At 64.4% G+C, this 26,988-nt stretch carries 25 protein-coding genes; 13 read left to right on the top strand and 12 right to left on the bottom strand.

Annotated elements, in window-relative coordinates; translation table 11 throughout:
• Nucleotides 1-5: 5 nt before the first annotated feature.
• The 5 genes from dusB to ntrX all read left to right on the top strand — a co-directional run bounded on the left by dusB (nucleotide 6) and on the right by ntrX (nucleotide 7,117).
• Nucleotides 6-926 (top strand): tRNA dihydrouridine synthase DusB, encoded by a 921-nt coding sequence (gene dusB, locus ACZ7GB_RS13280; RefSeq protein WP_078550703.1) that lies wholly within the window; start codon nucleotides 6-8, stop codon nucleotides 924-926.
• On the top strand, nucleotides 923-1,990 hold the full coding sequence (locus ACZ7GB_RS13275) for a two-component system sensor histidine kinase NtrB (protein WP_078520786.1): 1,068 nt from the start codon (nucleotides 923-925) through the stop codon (nucleotides 1,988-1,990). Before dusB ends, ACZ7GB_RS13275 begins: the two co-directional genes overlap by 4 nt.
• A gap of 3 nt (nucleotides 1,991-1,993) precedes the next feature.
• Complete coding sequence (locus ACZ7GB_RS13270) at nucleotides 1,994-3,364, top strand: response regulator (protein WP_078520785.1); 1,371 nt, start codon at nucleotides 1,994-1,996, stop codon at nucleotides 3,362-3,364.
• Nucleotides 3,365-3,437: 73 nt separating this feature from the next.
• A complete protein-coding gene (locus ACZ7GB_RS13265; RefSeq protein WP_472159026.1) occupies nucleotides 3,438-5,720 on the top strand; it encodes a sensor histidine kinase NtrY-like in 2,283 nt (760 codons plus the stop codon).
• Nucleotides 5,717-7,117, top strand: coding sequence for a nitrogen assimilation response regulator NtrX (ntrX, locus tag ACZ7GB_RS13260; protein WP_078520784.1), 1,401 nt, complete (start codon nucleotides 5,717-5,719; stop codon nucleotides 7,115-7,117). The genes ACZ7GB_RS13265 and ntrX overlap by 4 nt, the downstream gene beginning before the upstream one ends.
• A 101-nt stretch (nucleotides 7,118-7,218) precedes the next feature.
• On the opposite strand, the gene ACZ7GB_RS13255 is transcribed toward ntrX, so the two are convergent.
• The 6 genes from ACZ7GB_RS13255 to ACZ7GB_RS13230 all read right to left on the bottom strand — a co-directional run bounded on the left by ACZ7GB_RS13255 (nucleotide 7,219) and on the right by ACZ7GB_RS13230 (nucleotide 13,625).
• Nucleotides 7,219-8,547 carry a branched-chain amino acid ABC transporter permease gene (locus ACZ7GB_RS13255; RefSeq protein ID WP_472159025.1) on the bottom strand — a complete coding sequence of 443 codons (1,329 nt, stop codon included), beginning with the start codon at nucleotides 8,545-8,547 and terminating at the stop codon, nucleotides 7,219-7,221.
• Nucleotides 8,544-9,551, bottom strand: a complete 1,008-nt coding sequence (locus tag ACZ7GB_RS13250) for a branched-chain amino acid ABC transporter permease (protein WP_078540795.1) — start codon at nucleotides 9,549-9,551, stop codon at nucleotides 8,544-8,546. Before ACZ7GB_RS13250 ends, ACZ7GB_RS13255 begins: the two co-directional genes overlap by 4 nt.
• A gap of 3 nt (nucleotides 9,552-9,554) precedes the next feature.
• Nucleotides 9,555-10,259 carry an ABC transporter ATP-binding protein gene (locus tag ACZ7GB_RS13245; RefSeq protein WP_078540796.1) on the bottom strand — a complete coding sequence of 235 codons (705 nt, stop codon included), beginning with the start codon at nucleotides 10,257-10,259 and terminating at the stop codon, nucleotides 9,555-9,557.
• Nucleotides 10,256-11,116, bottom strand: a complete 861-nt coding sequence (locus ACZ7GB_RS13240; protein ID WP_078540797.1) for an ABC transporter ATP-binding protein — start codon at nucleotides 11,114-11,116, stop codon at nucleotides 10,256-10,258. The genes ACZ7GB_RS13245 and ACZ7GB_RS13240 overlap by 4 nt, the downstream gene beginning before the upstream one ends.
• 104 nt (nucleotides 11,117-11,220) lie before the next feature.
• Complete coding sequence (locus ACZ7GB_RS13235; RefSeq protein ID WP_078540798.1) at nucleotides 11,221-12,405, bottom strand: ABC transporter substrate-binding protein; 1,185 nt, start codon at nucleotides 12,403-12,405, stop codon at nucleotides 11,221-11,223.
• 191 nt (nucleotides 12,406-12,596) lie between these two features.
• A complete protein-coding gene (locus ACZ7GB_RS13230; RefSeq protein WP_108722344.1) occupies nucleotides 12,597-13,625 on the bottom strand; it encodes a GlxA family transcriptional regulator in 1,029 nt (342 codons plus the stop codon).
• 222 nt (nucleotides 13,626-13,847) lie between these two features.
• Here ACZ7GB_RS13230 and ACZ7GB_RS13225 point away from each other — a divergent pair, with 222 nt between their 5' ends.
• Nucleotides 13,848-15,218, top strand: coding sequence for a class II 3-deoxy-7-phosphoheptulonate synthase (locus tag ACZ7GB_RS13225; protein ID WP_078540799.1), 1,371 nt, complete (start codon nucleotides 13,848-13,850; stop codon nucleotides 15,216-15,218).
• A gap of 146 nt (nucleotides 15,219-15,364) precedes the next feature.
• Here ACZ7GB_RS13225 and ACZ7GB_RS13220 read toward each other — a convergent pair whose 3' ends face one another.
• A complete protein-coding gene (locus tag ACZ7GB_RS13220) occupies nucleotides 15,365-16,129 on the bottom strand; it encodes a PAS domain-containing protein (RefSeq protein ID WP_472159023.1) in 765 nt (254 codons plus the stop codon).
• Between the two features lie 174 nt (nucleotides 16,130-16,303).
• Between ACZ7GB_RS13220 and ACZ7GB_RS13215 the strand changes: the two genes are divergently transcribed.
• Genes ACZ7GB_RS13215 through ACZ7GB_RS13205 form a run of 3 tightly spaced genes read left to right on the top strand, consistent with a single transcriptional unit; the run spans nucleotide 16,304 to nucleotide 18,410 of the window.
• Nucleotides 16,304-17,242 (top strand): YicC/YloC family endoribonuclease, encoded by a 939-nt coding sequence (locus tag ACZ7GB_RS13215; RefSeq protein ID WP_472159022.1) that lies wholly within the window; start codon nucleotides 16,304-16,306, stop codon nucleotides 17,240-17,242.
• Between the two features lie 5 nt (nucleotides 17,243-17,247).
• Nucleotides 17,248-17,892, top strand: coding sequence for a guanylate kinase (gene gmk, locus ACZ7GB_RS13210; protein WP_472159021.1), 645 nt, complete (start codon nucleotides 17,248-17,250; stop codon nucleotides 17,890-17,892).
• Nucleotides 17,889-18,410: a gamma carbonic anhydrase family protein gene (locus ACZ7GB_RS13205; protein ID WP_078520774.1), complete on the top strand. Its 522-nt coding sequence runs from the start codon at nucleotides 17,889-17,891 to the stop codon at nucleotides 18,408-18,410. The genes gmk and ACZ7GB_RS13205 overlap by 4 nt, the downstream gene beginning before the upstream one ends.
• Here the strand turns inward: ACZ7GB_RS13205 and ACZ7GB_RS13200 are convergent.
• Entirely contained in the window at nucleotides 18,407-18,667 is a 261-nt protein-coding gene (locus tag ACZ7GB_RS13200; protein WP_472159019.1) for a hypothetical protein, read from the bottom strand. The genes ACZ7GB_RS13205 and ACZ7GB_RS13200 overlap by 4 nt on opposite strands.
• 390 nt (nucleotides 18,668-19,057) lie before the next feature.
• Between ACZ7GB_RS13200 and ACZ7GB_RS13195 the strand changes: the two genes are divergently transcribed.
• From ACZ7GB_RS13195 to ACZ7GB_RS13180, 4 genes are all read left to right on the top strand, one after another.
• The gene (locus ACZ7GB_RS13195; protein WP_472159018.1) at nucleotides 19,058-20,116 is read left to right on the top strand and encodes a sensor histidine kinase; all 1,059 of its coding nucleotides are present in this window, start codon (nucleotides 19,058-19,060) and stop codon (nucleotides 20,114-20,116) included.
• Between the two features lie 131 nt (nucleotides 20,117-20,247).
• Nucleotides 20,248-21,393 carry a Ppx/GppA phosphatase family protein gene (locus ACZ7GB_RS13190; RefSeq protein ID WP_078520771.1) on the top strand — a complete coding sequence of 382 codons (1,146 nt, stop codon included), beginning with the start codon at nucleotides 20,248-20,250 and terminating at the stop codon, nucleotides 21,391-21,393.
• Nucleotides 21,393-22,127, top strand: coding sequence for an RlmE family RNA methyltransferase (locus ACZ7GB_RS13185; protein ID WP_078520770.1), 735 nt, complete (start codon nucleotides 21,393-21,395; stop codon nucleotides 22,125-22,127). The genes ACZ7GB_RS13190 and ACZ7GB_RS13185 overlap by 1 nt, the downstream gene beginning before the upstream one ends.
• Before the next feature lie 125 nt (nucleotides 22,128-22,252).
• The gene (locus ACZ7GB_RS13180) at nucleotides 22,253-23,224 is read left to right on the top strand and encodes a GAF domain-containing protein (protein WP_078520769.1); all 972 of its coding nucleotides are present in this window, start codon (nucleotides 22,253-22,255) and stop codon (nucleotides 23,222-23,224) included.
• Nucleotides 23,225-23,273: 49 nt separating this feature from the next.
• On the opposite strand, the gene ACZ7GB_RS13175 is transcribed toward ACZ7GB_RS13180, so the two are convergent.
• From ACZ7GB_RS13175 to ACZ7GB_RS13160, 4 genes are all read right to left on the bottom strand, one after another.
• Nucleotides 23,274-23,924 carry an aspartate/glutamate racemase family protein gene (locus tag ACZ7GB_RS13175; protein WP_472159016.1) on the bottom strand — a complete coding sequence of 217 codons (651 nt, stop codon included), beginning with the start codon at nucleotides 23,922-23,924 and terminating at the stop codon, nucleotides 23,274-23,276.
• 6 nt (nucleotides 23,925-23,930) lie between these two features.
• Entirely contained in the window at nucleotides 23,931-24,767 is an 837-nt protein-coding gene (locus ACZ7GB_RS13170; RefSeq protein ID WP_472159015.1) for an ABC transporter permease, read from the bottom strand.
• Between the two features lie 3 nt (nucleotides 24,768-24,770).
• Entirely contained in the window at nucleotides 24,771-25,628 is an 858-nt protein-coding gene (locus tag ACZ7GB_RS13165) for an ABC transporter permease (RefSeq protein ID WP_078601352.1), read from the bottom strand.
• 75 nt (nucleotides 25,629-25,703) lie between these two features.
• Entirely contained in the window at nucleotides 25,704-26,969 is a 1,266-nt protein-coding gene (locus ACZ7GB_RS13160; protein ID WP_472159014.1) for an ABC transporter substrate-binding protein, read from the bottom strand.
• Nucleotides 26,970-26,988 lie beyond the last annotated feature (19 nt).

The raw sequence follows: 26,988 nt of genomic DNA, 5'->3' as shown, positions 1-26,988 counted from the left end.
CGCCCATGGCCGGGATCACCGACCTTCCGTTCCGGCGGATGGTGGCGCGTTTCGGCGCGGGTCTCGTCGTGTCCGAGATGGTGGCGTCGGGAGAGATGCTGACTGCGAAACCCTCGGTGCGCGCGAAAGCACGGGTCGAGATGGGGCTGGAGCTGCCGACCTCGGTGCAGCTCGCCGGGCGCGAGCCCGAGCCGATGGCGGAGGCCGCGAAGATGGTCGCGGACATGGGCGCGCGGATCATCGACATCAATATGGGCTGTCCGGCCAAGAAGGTGACGGGCGGGGCGTCGGGCTCGGCGCTGATGCGCGATCCCGATCATGCGCTGCGGTTGATCGAGGCGACGGTGGGCGCGGTCGACCTGCCGGTGACGCTGAAGATGCGGCTGGGCTGGTGTGACGACACGCATAACGCAGCCGAGATCGCGCGCCGGGCCGAGGCTGCGGGCGTGAAAATGATCGTCGTGCATGGCCGCACGCGGATGCAGTTCTACAAGGGCAGCGCCGATTGGGAAGCGATTGCCGAGACGGTCGACGCGGTCTCGATCCCGGTGATCGCCAATGGCGATGTGGTCGATGCGAGCTCCGCCCGCGCAGCGCTTGCGCAATCGGGCGCGGCGGGTGTGATGGTCGGTCGCGGGGCGCAGGGCGCGCCGTGGCGGCTGGCTGAAATCGGGCACGAAATCTTCGGATCGCCGAAGCCGCAGGTTCCCTACGGAAATGCGCTTTGCGATTACATTTCAGAGCATTACGAGGCGATCTTGAGTTTCTACGGACGTGATCTCGGGCTGCGTCTCGCGCGCAAGCATCTGGGCTGGTATTGCGAGGCGGCGAATGCGCCGCTGCGCGCCGAGATGATGGTCAGCCAGACGCCGGAGGCGACCTTGTCGCTGATCGAGCGCGCTTTCGGGGAAAGGTGCGCCGCATGAACCTTCCGGCCCCCGGCATTATCTGGACCTCGCTTCCGACCCCGGCTTTGCTGATCGATGGCGATGATCTTGTCGACGAGGTGAACCCGGCCGCCGAGCTGTTCCTTAACCTGTCCGCCAAGGCGCTGAGAGGTAAGGCGATCGGCGAAAGGCTCGCGATTTCCGCGCCTTTGGAAGAAATCTTCTACCGGGTTCGGAAGAACCGCGCCTCGCTTTTCGTTAACGATGTCGAGCTGACGACGGGCGAGAAAGCCCCGGTGCAATGCAATCTGCAAGCCGCCCCCGTGGGCGAAGACCCCGACCGGGTGCTGCTGCTGATCGAGCCGCGCGAGCTGGCTGATCGGCTGGGCCGCGCGAGCCTCGTGAAATCGGCGGCGCGCTCGGCCATCGGCATGGCGGAGATGCTGGCCCATGAGATCAAGAACCCGCTTGCCGGGATCGCTGGCGCGGCCCAGCTTCTGAGCATGAACTTGTCCGGAGAAGACCTTGAATTGACGGACTTAATCGTCGACGAGACGCGCCGCATCGTGAAGCTGCTCGAACAGGTCGAACAGTTCGGCAATGTCCGCGCGCCCGAGAAGAAAGCGGTCAATATCCATGACGTACTCGATCGCGCGCGCAAATCCGCAGGCGTCGGCTTCGGCGCGCATATGACGATCAAGGAGGATTACGATCCCTCGCTGCCGCCGACACTGGGCGATGCGGATCAATTGACTCAAGTCTTCCTGAACCTGTTGAAGAACGCCGCAGAAGCCTCGGAAGGGAACGGAGAAATCAAGATCCGGACCTTCTACGAACACAGCCTGCGTTTGCGTCGCGCCGATGGATCGGGGCAGCCTCTGCCGCTGCAGATCGAGATCATCGACGACGGCCCCGGCATTCCACCGGAAATCTCCAACGAAATCTTCGAGCCCTTCGTTTCGGGCCGTGAGAACGGCACGGGGCTTGGTCTCGCGCTTGTCTCGAAGATCATCAACGATCACGACGGCTGGGTCACGCTCGACTCGGTCCCGGGGAAGACCCGGTTTCGCATTTCACTTCCCGTTGCGCCAAAGGAGGCCTGATCCATGGACGGCACCGTACTTGTCGCGGATGACGATCGCACAATCCGCACCGTTCTGACCCAGGCCCTGACCCGGGCGGGCTGTAAGGTTCATGCCACTGCTTCGCTGGTAACGCTGATGCGTTGGGTCGAAGAGGGCAAAGGCGATCTTGTGATCTCGGACGTGATCATGCCTGACGGAAACGGGCTCGAGGCTCTGCCGAAGATCTCCGAGGAGCGCCCGGGTCTGCCGGTCATCGTGATCTCTGCGCAGAACACGATCATGACCGCGATCCAGGCAGCCGAGGCCGAGGCTTACGACTATCTGCCCAAACCGTTCGATCTGCCGGACCTGATGAAGCGCGCACAAAAGGCGCTGGAGCAGAAGCGCCGTAGCCCGATCGCCCCGCGCGAGATCGAAGGCGGCGGCGATGCGGGCGATCTGCCCCTAGTCGGGCGAACCCCGGCGATGCAGGAGCTTTACCGGCTTGTCGCACGGGTGATGAATGCCGATCTCGCGGTGCTGATCGCGGGTGAGAGCGGCACCGGCAAGTCCCTGATCGCGAAAGCTATTCACGATTTCTCCGACCGCCGCACGCTGCCCTTCGTGGTTGCGCAGGCGGGCGATCTGCAAGGCGCGGACGGCCCGGCGGCTCTGGTGGCGAAAGCCAAGGGCGGCTCGCTTGTCTTCGACGAGGTTGGCGATTACGACGACGACACGCAGGCGCGTATCGTGCGGATGCTCGACGCGCTGCCCGATCCCGCGCCGCGGATCATGGCGACGACACAGATCGACCTCGCGGGGCTGATGGAGGCCGGCAAGTTCCGTCAGGACCTGTTCTACCGGCTGGGCGGCGTGACGCTGAATGTGCCGAGCCTGCGCGAGCGGGTCGAGGATATCCCGCTTCTGGCCGAGCATTTCCTTGCCCGCGCCGAACGCGACGGGCTGGGGCTGCGCCGCTTCACGCCCGAGGCACTGCAACTCGTGCGCGCCTATTCCTGGCCCGGCAACGTGCGCCAGTTGGAAAACACGATCCGCCGTCTCGCGGTGACCTCGCCCGAAGAAGAAATCACCCGCGCCGAGGCGGAATTCGTGCTGGGCAACCAGCCCGCGATCGAGCCGCTGCGCCAAGGCGGCGAGGGCGAGAAGCTCTCGGCCTCCATCGCGCGCCACCTGCGGCGCTATTTCGACCTTCACGGCGGCACGCTGCCGCCTCCTGGCCTTTACGACCGCATTTTGAAGGAAATGGAGGCTCCGCTGATCGAAATCGCGCTCGATGCGACCGGTGGCAATCAAGCCAGATGTGCCGATCTGCTCGGCATCAACCGCAATACGTTGCGTAAAAAGATCACCGATCTGGATATTCAGGTGACACGCCGCCGCAAACTGATGTAAACCCGCAACAGGGGGCTGTGGCTTTTCCGTTCACACGGATTCGCGAGCCACGGTCTGGAATGAGGGGGCATTAGTGCAGGGCAGCACGGCATATCGCTCAGGCTGGGACCGTTTGGCGCGCTTTCGCCGCCAGAAGCGGGTGCGCAACCTGTTTACCTTCGGTCTGGTCGTTCTGGGCCCGGCGCTCGCGATTGCGACCTTTATAGTCCTCGGGCCCTTGGGACAGGGGGCGGACAGCACCGCGCTGCGCCTGATCCTGCTCGCCGATTTCGTTTATTTCCTGCTACTCGCCGGTCTGATCCTGATGCGGCTGGTGCAGATCATCGCCGCAAGGCGCGCCCATTCCGCCGGATCGCGGCTGACCCTGCGCCTGACGGGCGTTTTCGCGGGCATCGCGCTGGTGCCGACGATCCTCGTCGCGGTCTTCGCGTTCCTCACGGTGAATATCGGTCTCGAGGGGTGGTTCTCGGATCGCGTGCGCTCGGTCGTGGGCACGTCGCTTCAGGCCGCCGAGGCCTATCAGTCGGAGCATAAGCGTGATCTGGTGCAGGACAGCCGGGCGCTCTCGAATTTCCTCAATCTGCGGCGGCAGGCTTCGACCTTCATGTCCGATGGCGAGCTGCGCGAATTGCTGATCACCGGGCAGGCGGGCATCCAGCGCGGCGTGAAAGAGGCCTATGTGATCGACGGCACGGGCCGGATCGTAGCCCGCGGGGATCGTTCCTATCTCTTTGATTACGAAGAGCCTTCTCCGCGCGACATCGTCGAGGCGCAGAAGGGCGAGACGGTGCTGATCGAGGATTGGCCGAACTCGGAACTGCGCGCGCTGATCCGGCTCGATGCATTTGTAGACCGCTATCTCTATATCTCGCGCAAGGTGGACGGGCAGATCCTCGCGCTGCTCGATAAAACGCGCGAGACGGTGACGCTCTATCAGCAATTGGAGAGCGCACGCGGCCGGGTGATTTTCGAATTCGGGCTGCTCTATTTCGGCTTCGCGCTGATCCTAATCCTCGCCGCCCTCTGGATGGGCCTGTGGTTCGCAGAGCGCCTGTCGCGCCCCATTGGACGGCTTGCCGCCGCGGCAGAGCGCGTCGGCTCGGGCGATCTGGATGCGCGGGTGATCGAGGCCGAGGGCGACGACGAAATCGCGACCCTCGGCGAGGCGTTCAACCGGATGACCGGGCAACTGAAGGGCCAGCGCATGGCCCTGATCGAGAACCACCGCGAGACCGAGGAGCGTCGGCGGATGTTCGATTCCGTTTTGTCTTCGGTAACCTCGGGGGTGATCGGGCTGGATGCCGATGGGCGGATAGACTTCGTGAACCGGGCGGCGATGACTTTGCTGGCGCTCGATAGTGCGCGTGACAATGCCCGCGAGCTCTCGACCGCCGTTCCGGAATTTGTCGGGCTTTACAATCGCTTGCAAGACGGTCTTAACGAGGTCGCGCAAGAGGAAATCCGGGTTTCGCGCGGTGGGCGGCTGGAAAGCCTGCTGGTGCGCATGGCGGTGCGGCGCAACGATCTGGGCACGCCCGAGGGCTATGTCGTGGCCTTCGAGGATGTGACCGATTTGGTCTCGGCGCAGCGGATGGCGGCGTGGGGCGACGTGGCCCGGCGCATCGCGCATGAGATCAAGAACCCGCTGACGCCGATCCAGCTTTCGGCCGAGCGGATCAAGCGCAAATTCGGCAAGATGACCGAGGGCGAAGATCTCGAGACGCTCAATCAGCTCACCGGCGTGATTGTGCGGCAAACCAATGACTTGCGGCGCATTGTTGATGAATTCTCGCGCTTCGCCCGGATGCCGGAACCCGACCGCGCCGATCACGATCTGGCACAGCTGGTGCGCGACGCCGCGACCCTGCAGCAAGACAGCCTGCATGGCGCGAAACTGGTGACGGATGTCCCGAGCGAGCCGGTGATCGTCGAGCTGGACGCGACGATGATTTCGCAAGCGGTGACGAACCTTGTAAAGAATGCTGGCGAAGCGATTGAATCCTATACGGAAAAAGGCAACGTGGAAGAAGGCTTCGCGCCCGAGGTTCGCCTCGATATGCAGGTCGCGCCCGAGCATGTGACGATCCATATCGCGGATAACGGGATCGGCCTGCCGCCCGACCGCTCGCGGCTGTTCGAGCCTTACGTTACGACGCGTGAGAAAGGCACCGGGCTGGGCCTTCCCATCGTCAAGAAGATCATTGAGGAACATGGTGGAACGCTGACCCTGAGCGACGCGCCCGCCTTTGCAGAGGGTGCCCATCGCGGGGCGCTCGCCGAAATCAGGCTCCCACGCGCCCGAGCAGCGCTCAGAGCCATCAAGGAGAGGGGCGAAGCCCCCGGGGAAGTGACATGAGCGACATTCTGATCGTCGACGACGAGAAAGACATCCGCGAGCTGATCGCCGACATCCTGCGCGACGAAGGCTTCAAGACACGCCTCGCGGCGAATTCCAACGAGTGCATGGACGAGATCAACGCGCAGGAACCGGCGCTGATGATCCTCGATATCTGGCTGAAAGACAGCAAGATGGACGGGATCGACATCCTCAAGACGGTCAAGCGCGACAACCCGGACGTGCCGGTGATCATCATCTCGGGCCACGGCAATATCGAGATCGCGGTGGCGGCGATCAAGCAGGGCGCTTACGACTTCATCGAGAAGCCCTTCAACATCGACCAGCTGATGGTGGTGATCTCCCGCGCGATGGAGACAGCGCGGCTGCGGCGCGAGAACTCGACGCTGAAACGCCGCGACATGTCCTCGGGCGAGATGATCGGCGACTCGGCGGCGTTCCGGCGACTGAAGGATCAGCTCGACAAGGTGACCAAGTCCAACGGCCGGGTGATGCTGACGGGCGAGCCAGGCTCGGGCAAGGAGATGGCCGCGCGCTATATCCACCAGTTCTCGACCCGTGCGGCGGGGCCGTTCATCACCGTGAATTCCGCCTCGATCGAACCCGACCGGATGGAAGAGGTGCTGTTCGGGCGCGAGACCCCTGAGCGCGGCGTCGAGAAGGGGCTCTTGGAACAGGCCCATGGCGGCGTGATCTATTTCGACGAGGTGGCCGAGATGCCGCTCGGCACGCAGTCGAAGATCCTGCGCGTGCTGACCGAGCAGCAATTCCTGCGCGTCGGCGGGGCCGACAAGGTCCGCGTCGATCTGCGGGTGATCTCGTCGACGACCCGCGATCTGATGACGCAGATACGCGAGGGTCTTTTCCGGCAGGAGCTCTACGACCGGCTGAACGTGGTGCCGATCGAGGTGCCGCCGCTCTCTGAGCGTCGCGAGGACGTGCCGCTTCTGGCCGATCATTTCCTGCGCGGGTTCAACGAGACCCAGGGCCTGCCGCTGCGTGAAATCTCGGAAGAGGCTGCGGCGCTGATGCAGACGATGGATTGGCCCGGCAACGTTCGCCAGCTGCGCAACGTGATCGAGCGGGTGCTGATCCTCGGCGAAGGCACGGGCGCGATCGAGGCGCGCGAGCTGCCCGGTCAGGAAGGCCCGGCGGATGAGGGGCGCATCGTTCTGGGCGGTGCGCTCGCCACGCTGCCCTTGCGTGAAGCGCGCGAGCTGTTCGAGCGCGAATACCTCCTCACGCAGATCAACCGCTTCGGGGGCAACATCTCGCGCACCGCGAATTTCGTCGGCATGGAGCGCTCGGCGCTGCACCGCAAACTCAAATCGCTCGGCGTCGTCACCACGAACAAGGCGGGCGCCCGCGTTGCCCAATTCGACGGCGGCGAGGAGTAACGAAAAACGCGCGCCTCCTTTCGAGGCGCGCGTTTGTTTTCGGCTTGGAAGAAATATCCCGGGGTGAGCCCGGAACGGGCGAGGGGCAGAGCCCCTCATTTTTATTTCTCCGGCAAGAGCCCGCGCGGGCTGAAGCGCAGCACCATCAGCAGGATGATCCCCATCACGAGCATCCGCATATGCGGGGCCGACTGGATCAGGTGATCCTTGAGCCCGCCATCGGGGAAGGGTGCGGCCAGCGCGCCCATGATATCCGGGCCCCAATCGCCCGCCTTGACCCAGACATACCAGATCAGCACGCCACCGAGGATCGAGCCCCAGTTGTTGCCCGAACCGCCCACGATCACCATCACGAGGATCAGGAAGGTGTAGCGCAGCGGGTTGTAGGAGGTCGGCGTCATCTGCCCGTCGAGCGAGATCATCATCGCGCCCGCAAGCCCGATCACCGCCGAGCCCAGCACGAAGATCTGCAGGTGGCGGCGGGTGACGTTCTTGCCCATTGCCGCCGCCGAGATCTCGTTGTCGCGGATCGCGCGCATCATCCGGCCCCATGGCGATTTCAGCGACATCTCGGTCAGCCAGATCAGCGCGAGGATGACGATCACGAACAGCACGAGGAAGGCCAGCTTCACCGCGATCGTCGAGCCCAGCTGTGGATCGAGACCCCAAGCCTGCATCTGCGCGACGAAATCGGGCGAGTTCTGCAGGTCGATCTCGTAGGGCACCGGCCAGGGGCGCGGGATGCCGTTGACGTTCAAGACGCCGCGGTCGAGCCATTGCTCGTTCTTCAGGATCGCGACGATGATCTCTGCGATGCCGAGCGTGGCGATCGCGAGGTAATCCGAGCGCAGGCCGAGGGCGGTCTTGCCGACCAGCCAGGCCGCCCCTGCGGCCAGAACCGCGCCCACGGGCCAGGAGATCAGCGTCGGCAGGCCCAGCCCGCCGAGGTTGCCCTGCGCCGAGGGGTTGATCGCCTCGATCACCTCGACCGCCGGATCAAACAGCCAGCGATAGGTGAAAAAGCCGACGATCAGCACGGCGGTCACGGCGATGCCGCGCGTCTTGCCGCGCAGATTGCGCCAGATCCAGACCGCCGCGAGAACCGCGACGATGGCCACGAAGAAGGCCGCCATGATGCCCGGACCGCCGCCCGAGAAGGCGCCGGGGGTGGGCGGCATGGAGATCAGCACCGGGGCGAGGCCGCCAAGCGCGAGGAAGCCCATCGCGCCCGCGTTGAACAGGCCCGCATAGCCCCATTGCATGTTCACGCCGAGCGCCATGATCGCCGACAGAAGCCCCATGTTGAGAATGCCGAGCGCCGAGTTCCAGCCGGAGGTGAAGCCCTCGAGCAGGATGAGCGCGGCCATGATGGCGAAGAAGAGGGGGGCGCGGAGACGGCTGGTCTCGCCAGCCTGACGATTGCTGCTCATACGATTTTCCCCTTGAAGAGGCCGGTCGGCTTGAAGATCAGGACGAGGATCAGGATCGTGAAGCTGACTGCGTATTTGTAGTCGGTGGAGAGAAGCTGGACGAGGCCGTCCGGCTCCCAGCTCGGGACCAGATAGGTCGCGACCTTCTTCCACGCGTAGGTGAGGCCCACTTCGGAGAAGGAGATCACGAAGCCGCCCGCGATCGCGCCCACCGGGTTGCCGATGCCGCCGACGATGGCCGAGGCAAAGATCGGTAGCAGAAGCTGGAAATAGGTGAAGGCTTTGAACGACTTGTCGAGCCCGTAGAGCGTGCCTGCGATAGTCGCGAGCGCGCCGGTGATGATCCAGGTGACCGCCACGACCTTGTTCGGGTCGATGCCCGACAGCAGCGCCAGATCCTCGTTATCGGAAAACGCGCGCATGGATTTGCCGGTGCGCGTCTTGCCGAGGAACCAGAACAACGCGGCCACGGTGATGATCGCGGTGACGACGGTGATGACTTGGGTCGAGCGCAGCGTCAGCGGCTCGTGCAGGCCCGTCATCTCGCGCCATTGCCGGGCGTTGATGACGAAGCGCGTGCCGTCGTCGAAGTTGATCTGGTCGACGCCGATCAGGAAGCGCGTGAGCGCGTTCATCACGAACATCACGCCGACCGAGACCATGACCATGACCACGGGCGCAGCCCTGACTTTTCGGTAATATTGGTAAACGACCTTGTCCGTGCCGAGCATCAGCGCCGCGGTGACCGCGATGCCGAAGGGCAGGGCGAGAAGGGCGGTCGGCAGCGGGCCGAAGCTGATCCCCATCGCCTGAAAGCCCCAGGTGATCAGGATCACGACCCCGGTGCCGAAGGCCATCGTGTCGCCATGGGCGAAGTTGGAGAACCGCAGGATCGAGTAGATCAGCGTGACCCCGAGCGCACCGAGCGCGAGCTGCGCGCCATAGGCGGTGGCGGGGATGATGACGTAATTGGTAACCGCGACAAGCGCGTTGATGAGTTCCATTCCTCAGCCCCCCAGGAAGGTGCGGCGGACTTCCGGGTCGGCCAGAAGGGCCTCGCCAGTGTCGGTGTATTTGTTCGCGCCTTGCACGAGGACATAGCCTTTATCCGCGATCTCAAGGGCTTGGCGGGCGTTCTGTTCGACCATCAGGATCGAGATGCCGCTGCGGGCGACCTCGATGATGCGATCGAAAAGCTCGTCCATCACGATGGGTGAGACGCCCGCGGTCGGCTCGTCGAGCATCAGCAGTTTCGGCTGGGTCATCAGCGCGCGGCCCACGGCCACCTGCTGACGCTGCCCGCCGGACAGCTCGCCCGCGTTCTGGCGGCGCTTTTCCTTCAGGATCGGGAACAGATCGAAGACCTGATCCATCGTGCCACGGAAATCGTCGTCGCGGATGAAGGCGCCCATCTCGAGGTTTTCCTCGACCGTCATGGTCGGGAAGACGTTGTTCACCTGCGGAACGAAGCCCATACCTTTCTTGACGCGGTCCTGCGGCGAAAGGCCGGTGATGTCCTGCCCGTCGAGGGTGACCTTGCCTTCGCGTAGGCCGAGCATGCCGAAGACCGCCTTCATCGCGGTGGATTTGCCCGCGCCGTTGGGGCCGACGATCACGGCGATCTCGCCCTTTTCAACGGTCAGCGTGCAGTCGTGCAGGATGTCGGCCTTGCCGTAGCCGCCGGTCATGTTGGAGGCGTTGAGATAGCTCATTGGGCACCCCCTTTGCCGGCTTCATCGCCCAGACCGGGCTGCGCGCCGTGGTCTTCATGGGCGGCGGTCTCGGCGGTTTCCTCGGCCTTGACCTTGTTCTTCAGCCCGGTGCCCAGATAGGCCTCGATGACGGCTTCGTTTTCCATGATGTGATCGGCAGACCCCTGGGCCAGCACCTTGCCCTCGGCCATCACGATGACCGGGTCGCAGAGGCGGCCGATGAAATCCATGTCGTGTTCGATCACGCAGAAGGTGTAGCCGCGCTCTTTGTTGAGGCGCACGATGGCGTCGCCGATCGTGTTCAGAAGCGTCCGGTTCACGCCCGCGCCGACCTCGTCGAGGAAGACGATCTTGGCTTCGACCATCATCGTGCGGCCCAGCTCCAGAAGCTTCTTCTGACCGCCCGAGAGGTTGCCCGCCTTTTCATCCTTGAGATGCGAGATCGTCAGGAAATCAAGCACTTCATCGGCCTTCTTCAGAAGTGCCGCTTCCTCGTCGCGGATGTGTTTGCGCCCGAACCATGTGTTCCAGAGCGTTTCGCCCGCCTGACCGGTGGGCACCATCATCAGGTTCTCGCGCACGGTGAGCGAGGGGAATTCATGCGCGATCTGGAAGGTGCGCAGCAGCCCCTTGTGAAACAGCTCGTGCGGGGCAAGCCCGGTGATGTCCTCGCCATCCATCGTGACACGGCCCGCGGTGGGTTCGTGCACGCCTGCGATGACGTTGAAGAGCGTTGATTTGCCGGCGCCGTTCGGGCCGATCAGCCCGGTGATCGAGCCGGTCGCGATTTCGAGGCTCGCGCCATCGACCGCGCGGAATCCGCCGAAGGATTTGACTAGGTTTTCAACCCGGATCATAGGGTCCCCTGAGTTGTAGGCGCGTTAGCTTCACGCCGCATCTTGTTGTTTTATAATTGAAAACAGCCCGGATCGCTCCGGGCTGCTTCAGCTCTGATGACCGCTTAGCGGTATTTCACCGTCTCGATCTTGTCGTCCTTGATCGCGATTTCGCGGAAGGTGCCCGCGGCTTCGCCATTGCCGATCAGGTTGACAGCGGTCGCGCCTTCATAGTCGACCGGCTTGCCTTCCTTGATCAGGTCGAGCGCCTTGCCCAGCTCGCCGGGATAGATCTTCTCGCCGGGGCCGTTCGCGACTTCCATGACCTTGTCCTTGTAGACTTTCGGGTCGGTGGAATCCGCCGCCTGCATCGCCAGCAGCATCAGAGCCGCCGCGTCATAGGCACCGCCCGAATAAGCCGACGAGCCGTCGAAGCCGGCTTTCTCGGCCATGCCGAGATAGGTCTTCATGCCGTCGCCTGCCGAGTCGGGAAGCTGGCCGAAGGAGCCGTTGATTTCCGAGCCGAAATTGTCCTCGAGCGTCTGGCTGACCATGCCGTCGGGGAAGACGAATTTCTCGAAGGCGCCGGTGTCGAGCGCGCCGCGCAGGATGCCCGAGCCGCCCTGGTCGATATAGCCGACGATGACGAGCGCGTCGCCACCTGCGGAAGCGAGCGATGCGACTTCAGCGGAGTAGTCGCCCTTGCCGTCTTCGTGCGCGGCCGAGATGGTCACGCTGCCGCCCTTGGCCTTGTAGGCTTTCTCGAAGCTGTCGGCGAGACCCTTGCCGTAGTCGTTGTTGGTGTAGGTCACGGCGACGTTCTTGATGCCCTTCTCGAGGATCTCGTCGGCCATGACTTCGCCCTGACGCGCATCCGACGGTGCGGTGCGGAAGAACAGGCCATCATCCTCGAGCGTCGAGAGTGCCGGCGAGGTCGCCGAGGGCGAGATCATCACGACGCCGTTCGGCATTGCGACGTTTTGCAGGACAGCGGTGGTCGCGCCCGAGCACATTGCGCCCATGATGCCAGCGACCTTGTCGGTAGTGACCAGCGTTTCGCCTGCCGCGGTCGCGGCTGCTGCGTCGACGCAGGTCGAGTCGCCGCGGACTGCGGTCACGGTGTCGCCACCCAGCAGCTTGCCGGAATCGGAGACTTCCTTGATCGCCATCTCGGCACCCTGCGCCATCGGCGGGGCGAGCGATTCAAGCGGGCCGGTAAAGCCCAGCAGGACGCCCATCTTCACGTCATCGGCATATGCGCCAGTCGCGCCAAGCGCGATCGCAGCCGAAGCCAGAAGCAGTTTTTTCATGTGTTCACTCCCGTGTTGGAACTCGCGTTCTTGCGCGAGGTTAGTGCGCGGCTCGTCAAATGTGAAGAACCGCGAGTGGCGCGATGACGCGAAAAACGGACCCGAAGGTCAAGGTGCGCGCAATGCGACGTAACGGCAATTTGGGGTTATGTGCAAATTCGTGAAAGGCGCGGGGGTCGATTGCGCAATTTTCAGTCGAGCGAGTCTTCCGGCCCTAAATCCACGGTGGAGTCCAGGCTTTCCTTTTCGCCTGCCGCGCTCGCGCCGCGTTCACGGTAGGGTGTGGTCTGGTAATGCGCGCGGTAGCATTTCGAGAAATGCGACGGGCTCGCAAAGCCGCAGGCCATGGCCACGTTGATCACGCTCATTTCCGTTTGCATCAACAGGTTACGCGCCTTTTGCAGCCGCAATTCCATGTAATAGCGCTTTGGCGAGCGGTTGAGGTAGCGACGGAACAGCCGCTCTAGCTGGCGCGCGGACATGCCCACTTCGGTCGCGAGCGTCGCGGGGCTGATCGGGTCTTCGATATTGCGCTCCATCCGGCCGATGACCTGCGCGAGCTTGGGGTGACGCACCCCGATCCGGGTGGGAATCGACAGCCGCTGCGTGTCGCGATCCGAGCGGATCGAGGAATGGATCAGCTGATCGGCGACGGTATTGGCCAGTTCCTCGCCGTGATCGCGGGCGATCAGCCGCAGCATCAGGTCGATCGAGGCGGTGCCGCCCGCCGTCGTCACCCGGTTGCCGTCGATCACGAAAACACCCTTGGTCAGCTCGATATCGGGGAAATCCTCGGCGAAAGCGTCGACATTCTCCCAGTGGATCGTCGCGCGCTTGCCGTCGAGCAGCCCTGCGCGGGCCAGCGCGTAAGAGCCGGTGCACAGACCCCCGATCGTCGCGCCGCGCCGCGCCTCGCGCCGGAGCCAGTTCAAAAGCGGCTTGGTGACCGCCTCGGCCACGTCGATGCCGCCGCAGACCAGCACCATCGTATCGCGGCCCAGTTCCTCCAGCCCGATATCGGTGCGGAAGGTCGTGCCGTTCGAGCAGGTGACATCCTCGCCGGTTTCCGAGGCCAGTTTCCACGTATAAAGCGTGCGGCCCGAAACCTGGTTGGCGAGGCGCAGCGGCTCGATGGCGCTGGCGAAGGCCATCATCGTGAACCGGTCGAGAAGCATGAAGACGACCGAGCGCTGGCGGGCGTCCGGGGCGATCCGGATCATCCCCTGAGAAGGGGCTGGGCGACGGGTGGGGCGGGGATCAGGCATGTCGTCAATCCGTCATCTGTGGTGAATCACCGAAACAGGAAATTGGTGCCCGCCGCAAGAGGGGGAACTTACGGAGGGGCCCGCAGGCGTGCGGAAATGCAATTTCGGGTTTGTTTCCCTGACCCGCCACGTCTATAAGCGGCGCCGAATGAAACGACCACGCTTTTGGAGGATCAGATGGGCAAGGGTTGGAGCAAATCGGACTGGCGCGCGAAACCGCGGGTTCAGATGCCCGACTATCCCGATCAGGGGGCGCTGAACGCTGTCGAGGCACAGCTGTCGCGGATGCCGCCGCTGGTCTTCGCGGGCGAGGCACGCACGCTGAAGTCGGAGCTGGCGAAAGCCGCGCGCGGCGAAGCATTCCTGCTTCAGGGCGGCGATTGCGCCGAGTCCTTCGGGGAATTCTCGGCCGATAACATTCGCGACACCTTCAAGGTGATGCTGCAGATGGCGGTCGTGCTGACCTGGGGCGCGAAGGTTCCGGTGATCAAGGTCGGTCGCATGGCGGGTCAGTTCGCCAAGCCGCGTTCGGCACCGACCGAGACCATCGACGGCACCGAGCTGCCGAGCTATCGCGGCGACATCATCAACGGCTTCGAATTCACCTCGGAAGCGCGTCTGCCCGATCCGAACCGGATGCTGCAGGCCTACACGCAGGCGGCGGCCTCGCTGAACCTGCTGCGCGCCTTCTCGACCGGTGGTTTCGCCGATATCCACCGCGTCCAAAGCTGGATCGCGGGCTTCACCGATGCCGACGACGCCGAGAAATACCGTCAGGTCGCCGATCAGATCTCGGAGGCGATGGACTTCATGCGGGCCGCGGGCGTGACCTCGGAAACCGCGCATGAGCTGGCTTCGGTCGATTTCTACACCTCGCACGAGGCGCTCCTGCTGGAATATGAAGAGGCGCTCTGCCGCATCGATTCCACTTCCGGCCTGCCGATCGCGGGCACCGGTCACATGCTCTGGATTGGCGACCGCACCCGTCAGCCCGACGGCGCGCATGTCGAATTCGCACGCGGCGTGCAGAACCCGATCGGCCTGAAATGCGGCCCCACCACCACTGAGGACGACCTCAAGGTGCTCATGGAGAAGCTGAACCCGGAAAACGAAGCGGGCCGTCTGACCCTGATCGCGCGTTTCGGGGCGGGCAATGTCGGCGATCACCTGCCGCGCCTGATCCGCACGGTCGAGGCCGAGGGCGCGAATGTCGTCTGGTCCTGCGATCCGATGCACGGCAACACGATCAAATCGGCCTCGGGCTTCAAGACCCGGCCCTTCGAGTCCGTGCTGCGCGAGGTGAAGGAATTCTTCGCGATCCACAAAGCCGAGGGGACGATCCCCGGCGGCGTGCATTTCGAGATGACCGGCAAGGACGTGACCGAATGCACCGGCGGCGTGCGTGCCGTGACCGATGGCGATCTGTCCTCGCGCTACCACACCGCCTGCGACCCGCGTCTGAATGCGAGCCAGTCGCTGGAACTGGCCTTCCTCGTCGCCGAGGAACTGCAGGACCGCCGCAAGTTCGCGAAAGCCGCGTCGCAATAAGCGCGCGCCGCGCTGCGGCAGGTTTCAACGGATTGATTGGCCCGGACCTTTGTGTCCGGGCCTTTTTCAAGTGTGGCGCTGCAGAGAATAATCAAAGCGTGATAGGAAGTTGCGGGCTGTAGCTGAGCGCCAGCGCGAGGGCTTCTCTACCCCTCCTGACGCACCACCCGGAACATAGCGCGGCGCTCGTCCGGTGTCATCTCTGCCAGATGCTCGGCGCGGGTTTTTGGGCGTGGCGTGTAGGGCGTCTGGCCCTCGGCGAAGCCCGAACTGGCGGGCATCGGTGCGGGCTGCTCGAATTGGGGCGCGGCGCGGAAATCGCGTCCGGCAGGTTTGGGCTGGGGCGGCATCTCCAGCGGCTTGATCCGGGCGCCCGTGACCGTGAAGCGGCGCGGGGCGCGGCCTGCATCGTGGATGTCTTCCGCCTCGCCCGTATTGCGCAGAGGCTCCGCGACGAAACACCCCAGCACCCGCGTCACCGCGCCGAAATCATCCGTCAGCGGCAGCATCAGAAGGTGACCGGCCAGCCCCGGCTTGCCGATCCCGGCCTCCGAGACCAGCCGCGCCTCGGCGATGGCGGGACGCGCGAAGACGGCCTCGGTCAGATCTGCGATCTGCTTGCGGCCTTCGGGCGCGAAAAGCGAGGTCAGGGGCATCCCGCGCACCTCCATCCCCATCAGGTCGCAGATATGCTGCCCTGCGAGACGAAACCGCCCCATGCCCGGCGCGACCCGTTCGAGGATGAAGGCGAATTCCAGCGCGCGGTCGATGCCGCGCGGATCGATATCGGCGCGTGCGGGCATCGGGCGGCCGGCCAACAGCGCCTCCCAATAGGCGCGCAGCTCGTTGCCGATCCGGCGACCTTTGGCCGAGGCGGGGGATGCGGCGTTGCTGTCGGTCTCGCGATCCATTTCAATCACCCTTACTTCGTCCCGCGCGGCACGGGCGCGGGGTGGCTGTCTCGCGCCCGGCGATCGGGCGGCATGTGCCGCCTTGCGGTTGACCGTCAGGGCGAAATCGTTACTGAACTCTTACCAAGGCCAAGTTAGGCCATTTTTTCGTCACATGGGGAAAGAAACTCTTAAATGGTTAAACCCGCTCCAGAGCCGCGCCCGGAGGGGGCGCCCGCCGCCGCCGCGACTGTCTCGATGACCGGATTTGCCGCCGGACAGGGGAGCGGCGCGGGGCATGACTGGAGCTGGGATCTGCGCTCGGTCAATGGCAAAGGGTTCGACTTGCGGCTGCGGCTGCCCGATATCGAGGGGCTGGAGCCCGCGCTGCGCAAGGCGGTCGGCGACCGGGTTGCGCGGGGCAATGTCACGCTGAACCTCAAGCTCACGCAGGCCGCTGGCAGCGCCGCGATGCGGATCGAGCCCGACGTGCTCAATGCCGCCCTTGCCGCCGTCGACAAGGTCGAGCGCGCCGCCGAACGCAAGGGCGTGGCGCTGGCGCCGCTCAAGCCGAGCGATCTGATGGCGATGCGCGGAGTGGTCGATCACTCGGGCGGCACGATCGAGGATCCCGCGGCGCTGCTGGCTGCGCTGCTGGAGAGTTTCGAGCCCGTTCTGGAGAGTTTCGTCGCGATGCGCCGCGAAGAGGGCGCCCGGACCGGCGCCTTGCTGGCCGCGCGCATCGACGAGATCGCCGCGCTGACCGACGAGGCCGCTGACGCCGCCGCCGCGCGCGCCCCGAAGGCTGCAGAGACGCTGAAGGCCGCCCTTGCGCGGGTGATGGAGGCGACCGATGTCGATCCCGACCGGGTCGCGCAGGAGCTGGCCCTGATCGCGATCAAGGCCGATGTCACCGAAGAGATCGAGCGGCTCCGCGTCCATGTCGAGGCCGCGCGTGCGCTTCTGGCCGAGACCGGCCCCGTGGGCCGCAAGTTCGAGTTTCTCGCGCAGGAATTCGTCCGCGAGGCCAATACGCTGTGCTCGAAATCGGGCGATGCGGAGTTGACGCGGATCGGTCTGGCGTTGAAATACGCGATCGACCAGCTGCGCGAGCAGATTCAGAACGTAGAGTAATTTCGATGCCCGATACCAGCCGCCGCGGCCTTCTCATTATCCTTTCTTCGCCCTCGGGCGCAGGCAAATCCACGCTGGCCAAGCGGCTGATGACCTGGGACCCGACGCTGCGCTTCTCGGTCTCGGCCACGACCCGCGATCCGCGTCCGGGCGAGAGCAACGGGGTGGAGTATTTCTTCAAGTCCCGCGCCGAGTTCGAGAAGATGGTCGATCAGGGCGACATGCTGGAACATGCCGAGGTGTTCGGCAATTTCTACGGCACGCCGAAAGGGCCGGTGGAGGCCGCGATGGGCGAGGGGCGCGATACGCTGTTCGACGTCGATTGGCAGGGCGGGCAGCAGATCCGCAACTCCTCGCTGGGCAAGGACGTGGTCTCGATCTTCATCCTGCCGCCCTCGATTGCGGCGCTGGAAGAGCGGCTGCGCAGCCGTGCGCAGGACAGCGATGCCGTGATCAACGGCCGGATGGAAAAATCGCTCGCCGAAATCAGCCATTGGTCGGAATATGACTATGTTCTGGTCAATGACGATCTTGACCGCGCCGAAGAGCAGTTGCGCACCATCCTGACCGCCGAGCGCAGCCGCCGCGACCGTCAGACCGGGTTGAGTGAATTCGTGCGAAAACTGAACAGGGAGTTCGAGGCAAGATGATTTACGAACTGGACGGGATCGCCCCCGAAATCGCCAAAGACGCATGGGTCGCGCCCGACGCCAATCTGATCGGCAAGGTGGTGCTGGAAACTGAGGCCTCGGTTTGGTTCGGCGCCACTCTGCGCGGCGATAACGAGGAAATCCGCGTGGGCGCGGGTTCGAATATTCAGGAAAACGTCGTCTGCCACACCGATATGGGCTTTCCGCTGGTGATCGGCGCGAATTGCACGGTCGGGCACAAGGCGATGCTGCATGGCTGCACGATCGGGGACGGCTCGCTGATCGGCATGGGGGCGACGGTGCTCAACGGCGCGAAGATCGGCAAGGGCTGCCTGATCGGCGCGGGCGCGCTGATCACCGAAGGCAAGGAAATCCCCGATGGCAGCCTCGTGATGGGCGCGCCGGGCAAGGTGGTCCGCCAGCTTGACGAGAAGGCACTGCAGGCGCTGCTGGGCTCCGCCGCACATTATCGCGAGAATGCCGCGCGCTTCTCGAAGGGGCTCAAAGCGATCGGTTAATTGTCGCGAAACTCATCTACCGGCAGGGTGAAGATGTCGAAGTTGAGCTGGGGATGCGCGGCGCGCACCTCCTGCCGGATGGCTGAGATATTGGGCAGCGGGCGGGAATAGGCTCGCAGCTTGCCGGTGAACCCGAATTCCTCGAGCCGCTTCGCGAGGTCGAGAATGTCGAACCTCTCCGACAGAAGCGGAGCCAGCACCAGTTCGGGGCGCAGCTTCACCATCTTTTGCGCGGTGATCTGGTCGTATTGAAGCACCTGAATCGCCTGGCCGGAGATCTCTTTGAGCGAAGACGGCAGCTCACGCGCGGGGTCGACCAGCAGCAGGTTGCTGGTCTCAGACGCCTTCACACATTGAAAGAGAACGGCTTGTAAGGCGAGACGGGAACGGGGGGTTCTTGACATAGTAATAGTGCAAACCTCATCGCCCCCGCGGTGTAAGTGACGGGATCCGGAAAGATCCCATGAAATACACGCCTAGGTTTAGCGTTTTTTCACTTATTTCACAAGGCACTGATTGTTGACTGCGAAGCGTGAGTTGCAAAACCGAAGCAGGGGTCGGTTTTTCGGACATGGCAAGGCTTTACAGCTCGCGCCGCATCGCTCAAACCTTGCCGCGACAGCGATGGCAGGCGGGGAGGCATGGCAATGAGCCAAGGGGCGATCGGACAGGTTCTCGACGCGCTGCCGAGCGCGGTTTTGCTGATCGGACGCGACGAGCGGATCGCGCAGGGCAATATCGCCGCCAACCGGCTTTTCGGTACGCAGTTTCTCGGGCGTCCCTATGTGACGGTGCTGCGCCAGCCCGGCTTCGGGGCCGCGGTGAGCGCGGCGCTTCGCGGTGCGCGGCCCGACCCGGTGCGCCTGCGGCTTCATCCGACCGGTCAGGCCGAGACGATCACGCTTGTGCATTTCTCTCCGCTGCCGCCCGCGCCGGAAGGGCCGCTCGCCACGAATTCGGTTCTGGCGAGTTTCGAGGACATCACGGCGCTCGAATCCGCCGAAGCCATGCGGCGCGATTTCGTGGCCAATGTCAGCCACGAGCTGCGCACACCGCTGACCGCGCTGATGGGCTTCATCGAGACGCTGCGTTCGAGCGCGCGCGACGATGCGGCGGCGCGGGATCGGTTCCTGTCGATCATGGAGCGCGAGGCGGCGCGGATGAACCGTCTGGTGGGCGATCTTCTGTCGCTCAGCCGCGTCGAGGGCGAGGAGCGGATGCGCCCCACCGGCAGGGTCGATCTGGCGCTGGTGCTCAAGGGGGTCACGCAGACGCTCGAACCCGTCGCCGAGGCGGCCAAGGTGAAGCTGATCTCCGAGGGCGAGACCGGGGCCTTGCCGGTGCAGGGCGATCCCGATCAGCTCACGCAGGTCTTCTCCAACCTCGTGGAGAACGCGATCAAATATGGCGGGCAGGGCGGCGAGGTGCGGCTGCGCGTCTCGGCGATCGCGCATGAACCGGTGCTGCGCGGCAGAGCCTATCGCGTCGATGTGATCGACCGCGGCGAGGGGATCGACGAACAGCATCTGCCGCGCATCACCGAGCGCTTCTACCGCGTCGACACCCACCGCTCGCGCGAGAAGGGCGGCACCGGGCTGGGGCTCGCCATCGTCAAGCATATCGTGGCGCGCCACCGTGGCCGGTTCCGCGTCGACAGCAAGAAGGGCGAGGGCAGCTGCTTCACGGTGATCCTGCCCGCGGTCTGAGGGCGCGCCGGGGCGACCCGCTTGCGGCCCGTGAAAAGCGCCGCCCTTCTATCACTTCCGCGTCGCGCTCCCTTGAACCGGGAGGCGCAAACCGATAGCTTTAGAGCAACTTCAAATCGGAGGGCGTAATCATGGCGCCCAAGCGTCCCCGGTCGGCGGGCGCGCTCCCGACAGCTGCATCGCCCGCGCGGGCGGTGAAACCGGCTCAGGTCGAGTCCCCCGCGACCAAATCCGCCAAGTCCGGCGAGGGGCTATATGCCGCTCTCGACCTTGGCACCAACAGTTGCCGGATGCTGATTGCCCGTCCACGGGGTTCTCAGTTTCAGGTGGTGGATAGCTTCTCAAAAGCCGTCCAGCTGGGCCAAGGTCTTGAAACCTATGGCCGTTTGTCGCGCAGCTCGATGTCGCGCACCGTTCAGGCATTGCAAATCTGCCGACGCAAGATCGAAACCCACGGGGTCACCCGGATGCGTCTTGTGGCGACCGAGGCCTGCCGCCGGGCCAAGAACGCGCGCGATTTCATCCGCTATGTGCGCCGCGAGACCGGCCTGCCGCTGGAGATCATCCCGCCCGAGGAAGAGGCCCGGCTGGCCGTGATCTCCTGCGCCTCGCTGGTGTCACCCAATTCCGAGCAAGTGCTGGTGGTCGATATCGGCGGCGGCTCGACCGAGCTGGTCTGGATTGACCTCGAAGATGTGCCGCCCGGCGACCGAGCCCGCGCGATCATGCGGCTCTCGCAAGGGTTCAACCAGCCCGACGGGCCGGACCCGGCGGCGCGGGTGGTGGACTGGATTTCGGTGCCGCTGGGGGTCGCGACGCTCAAGGATCAATTCGCCGATGTCGAGGACGATGCCGCGCGCTTTGCGCTGATGAGCTGGTTCTTCGAGGAGAAGCTCGCGGACTTCACGCCCTATGCGGCGGGCAGCCCGCAGGACGGGTTCCAGATCATCGGCACCTCGGGCACCGTCACCACCGTTGCGGCCTGCCACCTCAACCTGAAGCGTTACGACCGCAACCGGGTCGACGGGCTGACGATGACCTCGGGAGAGATCGACGCGGTGATCCGCTCCTTCCTGCAACTCGGCCCCGCCGGGCGGCGCTCGGATCCGCGGATCGGGCGCGACCGGCACACTTTGATTATGTCGGGGGCTGCAATCCTGCAGGCCCTGATGCGGGTCTGGCCCACCGACCAGATGTCCATTGCCGACCGTGGCCTGCGCGAGGGGCTCCTCTATGCGCAAATGGCCGGAGACGGCGTGTTAGAAGAGATGAAATGATGGCGAAGACACCCAGCGGCAAGAACACTTCCGGACGCGGGCAGCGCGACCTGCGCGTGCGCGTGAAGACGGCGAAGGGGCGCAGGCTGTCCTCGACCCTCTGGCTCGAGCGGCAGCTCAACGACCCTTACGTGCAGCGCGCCAAGAAAGAGGGCTATCGCGGACGCGCGGCCTACAAGATCCTCGAGCTGGACGACAAGTATCGCTTTCTCGTGCCCGGCGCGCGGGTGGTCGATCTGGGCTGCGCGCCCGGCGGCTGGTGTCAGGTGGCCGTCAAGCGCGTGAACGCCTTGGGCGAGAAATCGGGCAAGAAGGTCGGCACCGTTCTGGGCGTCGACCTGCAGGAGGTCGATCCGATCCCGGGGGCCGAGATCCATGTGCTCGATTTCCTCGAGGAAGGCGCCGACGACAAGGTCAAGGAATGGCTCGGCGGGTCTGCGGATGTGGTGATGTCGGATATGGCGGCCTCGTCCTCGGGGCACCAGAACACCGATCACCTGCGCATCATCACGCTGTGCGAAGCGGCGGCGGAGTTCGCCTTCGACGTGCTCGAAGAGGGCGGCACTTTCGTCGCCAAGGTCCTCGCAGGCGGTGCGGAGCAGGGGCTGATGACGATCCTGAAGAAAAACTTCACCAAGGTCGCCAATGTGAAACCACCGGCCTCGCGCTCGGACAGTTCGGAGAAATTCGTGGTCGCCCAAGGATTTCGCGGGCGGCGGCACGAGGAGGACTGAGCCGCGACTGTCTCACCCCCGAGACAGGTGCCGGCTCGCTCAGCGGGAATTTACGTTGTGTAAGGTCCGAATCGGCCTAACCTGCTTGGGCTTTCATAGGCTGCGCAAGAGAGGGAGGCTTTCGCATGCCGTCACTGCATACGGGCGTTCCGCGCCAACATGCCGATATCGTGCGCGAGGTCGTCTCTTCGCCGAAATCCGCCACGCGGGCGGGGTTCGCGGCCAGCTGGCGCCGCTCGATGATCCATCATCGCATCGACCCCGAAACCGGTGGGCGCAACGAGCGTCTGACCCAGGCCGAGATGCGCGAGCGCCGCGAGCGGGCGGGTCTGATGATGCGGATCGCCTCGCCGGTGCTCGACCGGCTGTCGCGCGCGGCAGGCGATGCGGGCTGCACGGTTCTGCTGTCGGATGCGGGCGGGCTGGTGCTGGATGAACGTCTGCGCGACGCCGATGTCGATGACTTTCATTCCTCGAACCTCGCGCCCGGTTCGGACTGGTCCGAAGGGGTCGAGGGCACCAACGGCATCGGCACCTGCGTGGCCGAGGCGCGCCCCGTCACCGTCTGGCGCGATCAGCATTTCCGCACCCGCAACACCGTGCTGACCTGCATGGGCTCGCCCATCTTCGGCGCACAGGGCGATCTGGCGGGGGTGATCGATGTCAGCTCCGCGCGCTCTGACATGACCGAGGGCTATGCGCGGCTCGTGGCGCTGACCGTGCAGGACGCGGCGCATCGGATCGAGGCGGACCTGTTCCGCGCCTCCTATGACGGCGCGCGCATTCTCTCGACCGGCTCGGGCGAGACCGGGGCGCAGGGCGTGATGCTGCTGGCGCTCGACCGCGACGATCTGGTCGTCGGCGCGACCCGCGCCGCGCGCAGGCATCTCGGGATCGAGGCCGGGCAGATCGGCCAGCTTCCGGCGTCGGACCTGCTGGAACACGGCATCCGCAACGGGCTGGAAGAGGCGCAACGCTCCGAAATGGCCCGCGCACTGGCCCGCAACGGCGGCAATGTGTCGGCGGCCGCGCGCGATCTCGGCATCGGGCGGGCAACGTTCTACCGCAAGGCCAAGGCGCTCAATCTCGGGGTCTGAGCGGCAGGGGAACAGGCAGGGTGCCTCGCCCTCAGGAACACGTTTGATCTCAACTCAGGGTCGCCCGGATCGCCCGCGCCAGATGCGCCGAGGCGATGACACCGTCGATCAGCGGAACGCGGGTTCTCTCGAAGAGATCGGCGCGCAGATGCGACATGCCTGCGCATCCCATCGCAACAGCCCGTGCGCCTTCCTTCCCGGCTGCGGCGATCTCTTCGGAGAGGCGCGCGCGGACCGGCTCGGATCCCTCTTCGACGGCCAGCACCGGGACGCCACTCGCGCGCACCGCGATGCACGCGCCCGCAAGCCCGTACTGCGCGATATTCTCCTCGAGGACCGGCACGGATACCGGCAGCGTGGTCACCACCGAGAACGCCCCGAACGCCAGCGCGCCGATCACATAGGCGGCCTGACCGATCCCGATCACCGGGCAATGCGCGGCGGCGCGCAGCTCGTCGAGCCCGGTATCGTCGAAACAGGCGATCACGATCAGGTCGGCGCCAAGCCTCTTCGCCTCGGGCAGCTGTTTTTTCAGCCCGATCACGGCATGCGCGCCATCCTCGGGGCCCTCGATGGCGGGTGGCCCCTCCGCATTCGTCCAGCCGACGATCTCGGCGTCCGGCAGCGCGGCCCGCGCGATGCCCACGATCTGATCGGTCATCGACGCCGTCGAATTCGGGTTGATGTAGAGAATGCGCATCTGGGATCAAACGCCTTTCCCGGCATCCGAGCCAAGCCGTGCGCGCCGCCGTGCCATCACCCAGGCGGCGATCAGGAACGCCCCGATGATCAGCAGCGAAAACGCCGTGGTCAGTGTGCCCAGGGCATAGACCACGGGCGTCGTCACATTCGTCGTCATCCCGAAGATCTCGAGCGGAAGCGTGTTGTAGCTGCCCGCCGTCAGCAGCGTGCGCGCGAATTCATCATAGCTCAGCGTGAAGCCGAACAGCGCCACCCCGATCAGCGACGGCGCGATGATCGGCAGCACCACGAAGCGGATCGTCTGCCATGCGCTCGCGCCCTGATCGCGCGCGGCCTCCTCGAAGCTTTTGTCGAAGCGGTTGAAGACCGCGAACATGATCAGCAGACCGAAAGGCAGCGTCCAGGTCAGCTGAGAGCCGAAGCCCGAGGTCGCCCAATGCACCTTCAATCCGAGCTGGTTGAAGATCAGCCCCACGCCCAGCGAGATCAGGATCGAGGGGATCACCAGCGAGGCGATCGTCAGGTAGAACAGAATGCCGGAGCCCGGGAATTTCTTGCGAAAGGCAAGGCCCGCCATGACCGAGACGACGACCGTCGTCACCATGACCAGCAGGCCGAGCATGAAGGACCGCCGGAATGCGCCCCAGATATCGCCCACGGCCTGTTGCTGGAACAGCTCGTGGAACCAGTTGAGCGACACGCCCCGCATCGGGAAGGTCAGCCCGCCCTCGGGGCCCTGAAAGCTCAGGATGCCGATGGTGATCGTCGGCCCGTAAAGGAACAGCACGAAAAGCGCGAAGATGACGGTCAGGACGTAGAAGCTGCGCGGACGTTTCTCCATGGCTCAGAGCTCCTTGCGGATGTTGACGAAGCGCAGCAGGATCCCGATCACGATCAGCACGGTACACAGCAGCACCACCGCCGTGGCGGCCGCGGACGGGTATTGCAGCAGCGCGATATCGTTGGAGATCAGCCGCCCCACATTGGCCCGCTGCGACCCGGACATGAACCGCACGGTAATGAAATCGCCCATCACCAGCGTCAGCACGAAGATCGTGCCGATCATGATGCCGGGTTTGGTCAGCGGGATGATCACATGGACCAGCGTCTGGAACCCGCTCGCGCCATTGTCGCGCGCCGCCTCGATCAGGTTGCGGTCGATCCGCATCATCGTGTTGAAGATCGGCACCACCATGAACAGCGTGTAGAGATGCACGAAGGCGAGGATCACCGAGAAATCGGAATAGAGCAGCCACTCCAGCGGCTGGTCGATCACGCCCCATGAAATCAGCGTCTGGTTCGCAATCCCGTTGCGCCCGAGGAACGGGATCCACGAGATCATGCGAATGATGTTCGAGGTCCAGAACGGGATCGTGCACAGCAAAAACAGCGCGATCTGCATCGTCTGGCTGCGGATGTGAAAGGCGAGGTAATAGGCGACAGTGAAACCGATCGCGAGCGTCATCGCCCAGGTCAGGAAGGCGTATTTGAAGGTCGCGGCGAAGACCTTGTAGGTCACCGGCGAGCCGAACAGGAACTCGTAATTCTCAAGACTGAAGGCGGGGATGATCGAAAACTCGGTCGCCTGCCAGAAGCTGACGATCACGATGGTAATGATCGGCGCGACCAGAAAGCCCAGCAACACCACCGTCAGGGGCGCCGCCTGCAACCATCCCGTCACCGTCTCGCGGGTCACTTTCATCGCGATCCTGCCCTTCGACTTGGCTCAAATATCCTCGGGGGGTGTGGGGGGCAGACAGCCCCCCACCTTCGTTCATCACGAGGCGATGAACTCGTTCCACTTACGAACCATGTACTGGTTCTCGTCCATCACGGCGTTCCAGCACGCGACATGGCCCATGCGGTCGTAGAAGGAGCCGCCGTCGCGGGTCTCGCCGGCTTCGGCCAGCTTGTCGCCGGTCGGGCTGGTGATGACATCCGTCGCGGGCTTGCCTTCGAACCAGTAGCCCCACTCGTTGTCCGACATGAAGTCCTTCGAGGTTTCCGGCACGGCCGAGTAATAGCCCTGACGCATCAGGTAGCCGCCGACCCAGCCCGAGAGATACCAGTTGATGTATTCATAGGCCGCATCGAGCTCCATGCCCGAGAGCGACTTCGACAGGCCGAGACCGCCGCCCCAGCTGCGATAGCCCTCTTTCAGGGGCTGGTAGACGCAGTCGATTCCGCGCGATTTCACCGCGGTGATCGCGGGCGACCACATCGACTGGATCACGACCTCGCCCGAGGCCATCAGGTTCACGCTCTCGTCGAAGGTCTTCCAGAAGGCGCGGAACTGGCCGTTCTTCTTCGCCTCGGTGAAGATCGCCATGGTCTTGTCGATCTCTTCGCGGGTCATGTTGCCCTTGTCGCCATACTGGATCTCGCCCATCGCCTCGCAGACCATGGCCATGTCCATGATGCCGATCGAGGAGATGTCGAGGATCGAGGCCTTGCCCTTGAACTCGGGGTTCAGCAGTTCGGTCCAGCTCTCGATCGGGCGCCCGATCAGGTCGGGACGGATGCCCAGCGTGTCGGCGTTGTAGATGGTCGGGATCAGCGTCATCCAGCCGGTTTCACTCTCGGCGAAGGTGGTGCCGCCGGGGCCCTCGACGAAGCCTACGGTCGAGGGCGCGGTGCCTTGGGCGATCACGCTCTCGGGCGTCAGCTTGCCGGATTTGAAGATGCCGACGATCTTGTCGTAATTCTTGATCTTCGAGGTGTCCATCGCCTGCAGGTTGCCGGTCGGCCAGACCTTCTTGCAGATCCAGTATTCGATATCGGCGATGTCGAAGCTGTCGGGCTGGGTTGCCGCGCGCTGGGTCACCGCGTCGGAATCGAGCGCGGTCATCTCGAGCGTGAAGCCGAGATCTTCCTTCACCTTGTTGGCCACGTCATTGAGGTTCGAAACGCCCGTGCCGAACTGGCGCAGCGTGATGTTCTTGATTTCCTGCGCCCAGATCATCGGCGCGGGCAGGGCGGAGGCGCCAAGCGCGGCCGCCCCGGTTTTTAGAATCGAGCGGCGGGTATAACCGGTTTTCGACATTGTCACTTATCCCTCTGTT

It is taken from the genome of Thioclava sp. PTB-PU3-1, from assembly GCF_055666785.1.
This window is presented reverse-complemented; position numbering and strand designations above follow the sequence as displayed.

Bases quoted from the DNA above. Each gene is read 5' to 3' on its own strand.
- ACZ7GB_RS13185 (WP_078520770.1), top strand. From the start codon at position 21,393: ATGGCGAAGACACCCAGCGGCAAGAACACTTCCGGACGCGGGCAGCGC.
- ACZ7GB_RS13170 (WP_472159015.1), bottom strand. From the start codon at position 24,767: ATGGAGAAACGTCCGCGCAGCTTCTACGTCCTGACCGTCATCTTCGCG.
- ACZ7GB_RS13270 (WP_078520785.1), top strand. From the start codon at position 1,994: ATGGACGGCACCGTACTTGTCGCGGATGACGATCGCACAATCCGCACC.
- ACZ7GB_RS13275 (WP_078520786.1), top strand. From the start codon at position 923: ATGAACCTTCCGGCCCCCGGCATTATCTGGACCTCGCTTCCGACCCCG.
- dusB (WP_078550703.1), top strand. From the start codon at position 6: ATGGCCGGGATCACCGACCTTCCGTTCCGGCGGATGGTGGCGCGTTTC.
- ACZ7GB_RS13230 (WP_108722344.1), bottom strand. From the start codon at position 13,625: ATGATCCGGATCGCCCCGGACGCCCGCCAGCGCTCGGTCGTCTTCATG.
- ACZ7GB_RS13235 (WP_078540798.1), bottom strand. From the start codon at position 12,405: ATGAAAAAACTGCTTCTGGCTTCGGCTGCGATCGCGCTTGGCGCGACT.
- ACZ7GB_RS13240 (WP_078540797.1), bottom strand. From the start codon at position 11,116: ATGATCCGGGTTGAAAACCTAGTCAAATCCTTCGGCGGATTCCGCGCG.
- ACZ7GB_RS13215 (WP_472159022.1), top strand. From the start codon at position 16,304: ATGGTTAAACCCGCTCCAGAGCCGCGCCCGGAGGGGGCGCCCGCCGCC.
- ACZ7GB_RS13250 (WP_078540795.1), bottom strand. From the start codon at position 9,551: ATGGAACTCATCAACGCGCTTGTCGCGGTTACCAATTACGTCATCATC.
- ACZ7GB_RS13220 (WP_472159023.1), bottom strand. From the start codon at position 16,129: ATGGATCGCGAGACCGACAGCAACGCCGCATCCCCCGCCTCGGCCAAA.
- ACZ7GB_RS13160 (WP_472159014.1), bottom strand. From the start codon at position 26,969: ATGTCGAAAACCGGTTATACCCGCCGCTCGATTCTAAAAACCGGGGCG.
- ACZ7GB_RS13195 (WP_472159018.1), top strand. From the start codon at position 19,058: ATGAGCCAAGGGGCGATCGGACAGGTTCTCGACGCGCTGCCGAGCGCG.
- ACZ7GB_RS13255 (WP_472159025.1), bottom strand. From the start codon at position 8,547: ATGAGCAGCAATCGTCAGGCTGGCGAGACCAGCCGTCTCCGCGCCCCC.
- ACZ7GB_RS13175 (WP_472159016.1), bottom strand. From the start codon at position 23,924: ATGCGCATTCTCTACATCAACCCGAATTCGACGGCGTCGATGACCGAT.
- ACZ7GB_RS13180 (WP_078520769.1), top strand. From the start codon at position 22,253: ATGCCGTCACTGCATACGGGCGTTCCGCGCCAACATGCCGATATCGTG.
- ACZ7GB_RS13205 (WP_078520774.1), top strand. From the start codon at position 17,889: ATGATTTACGAACTGGACGGGATCGCCCCCGAAATCGCCAAAGACGCA.
- ACZ7GB_RS13245 (WP_078540796.1), bottom strand. From the start codon at position 10,259: ATGAGCTATCTCAACGCCTCCAACATGACCGGCGGCTACGGCAAGGCC.
- ACZ7GB_RS13190 (WP_078520771.1), top strand. From the start codon at position 20,248: ATGGCGCCCAAGCGTCCCCGGTCGGCGGGCGCGCTCCCGACAGCTGCA.
- ACZ7GB_RS13165 (WP_078601352.1), bottom strand. From the start codon at position 25,628: ATGAAAGTGACCCGCGAGACGGTGACGGGATGGTTGCAGGCGGCGCCC.
- gmk (WP_472159021.1), top strand. From the start codon at position 17,248: ATGCCCGATACCAGCCGCCGCGGCCTTCTCATTATCCTTTCTTCGCCC.
- ntrX (WP_078520784.1), top strand. From the start codon at position 5,717: ATGAGCGACATTCTGATCGTCGACGACGAGAAAGACATCCGCGAGCTG.
- ACZ7GB_RS13225 (WP_078540799.1), top strand. From the start codon at position 13,848: ATGGGCAAGGGTTGGAGCAAATCGGACTGGCGCGCGAAACCGCGGGTT.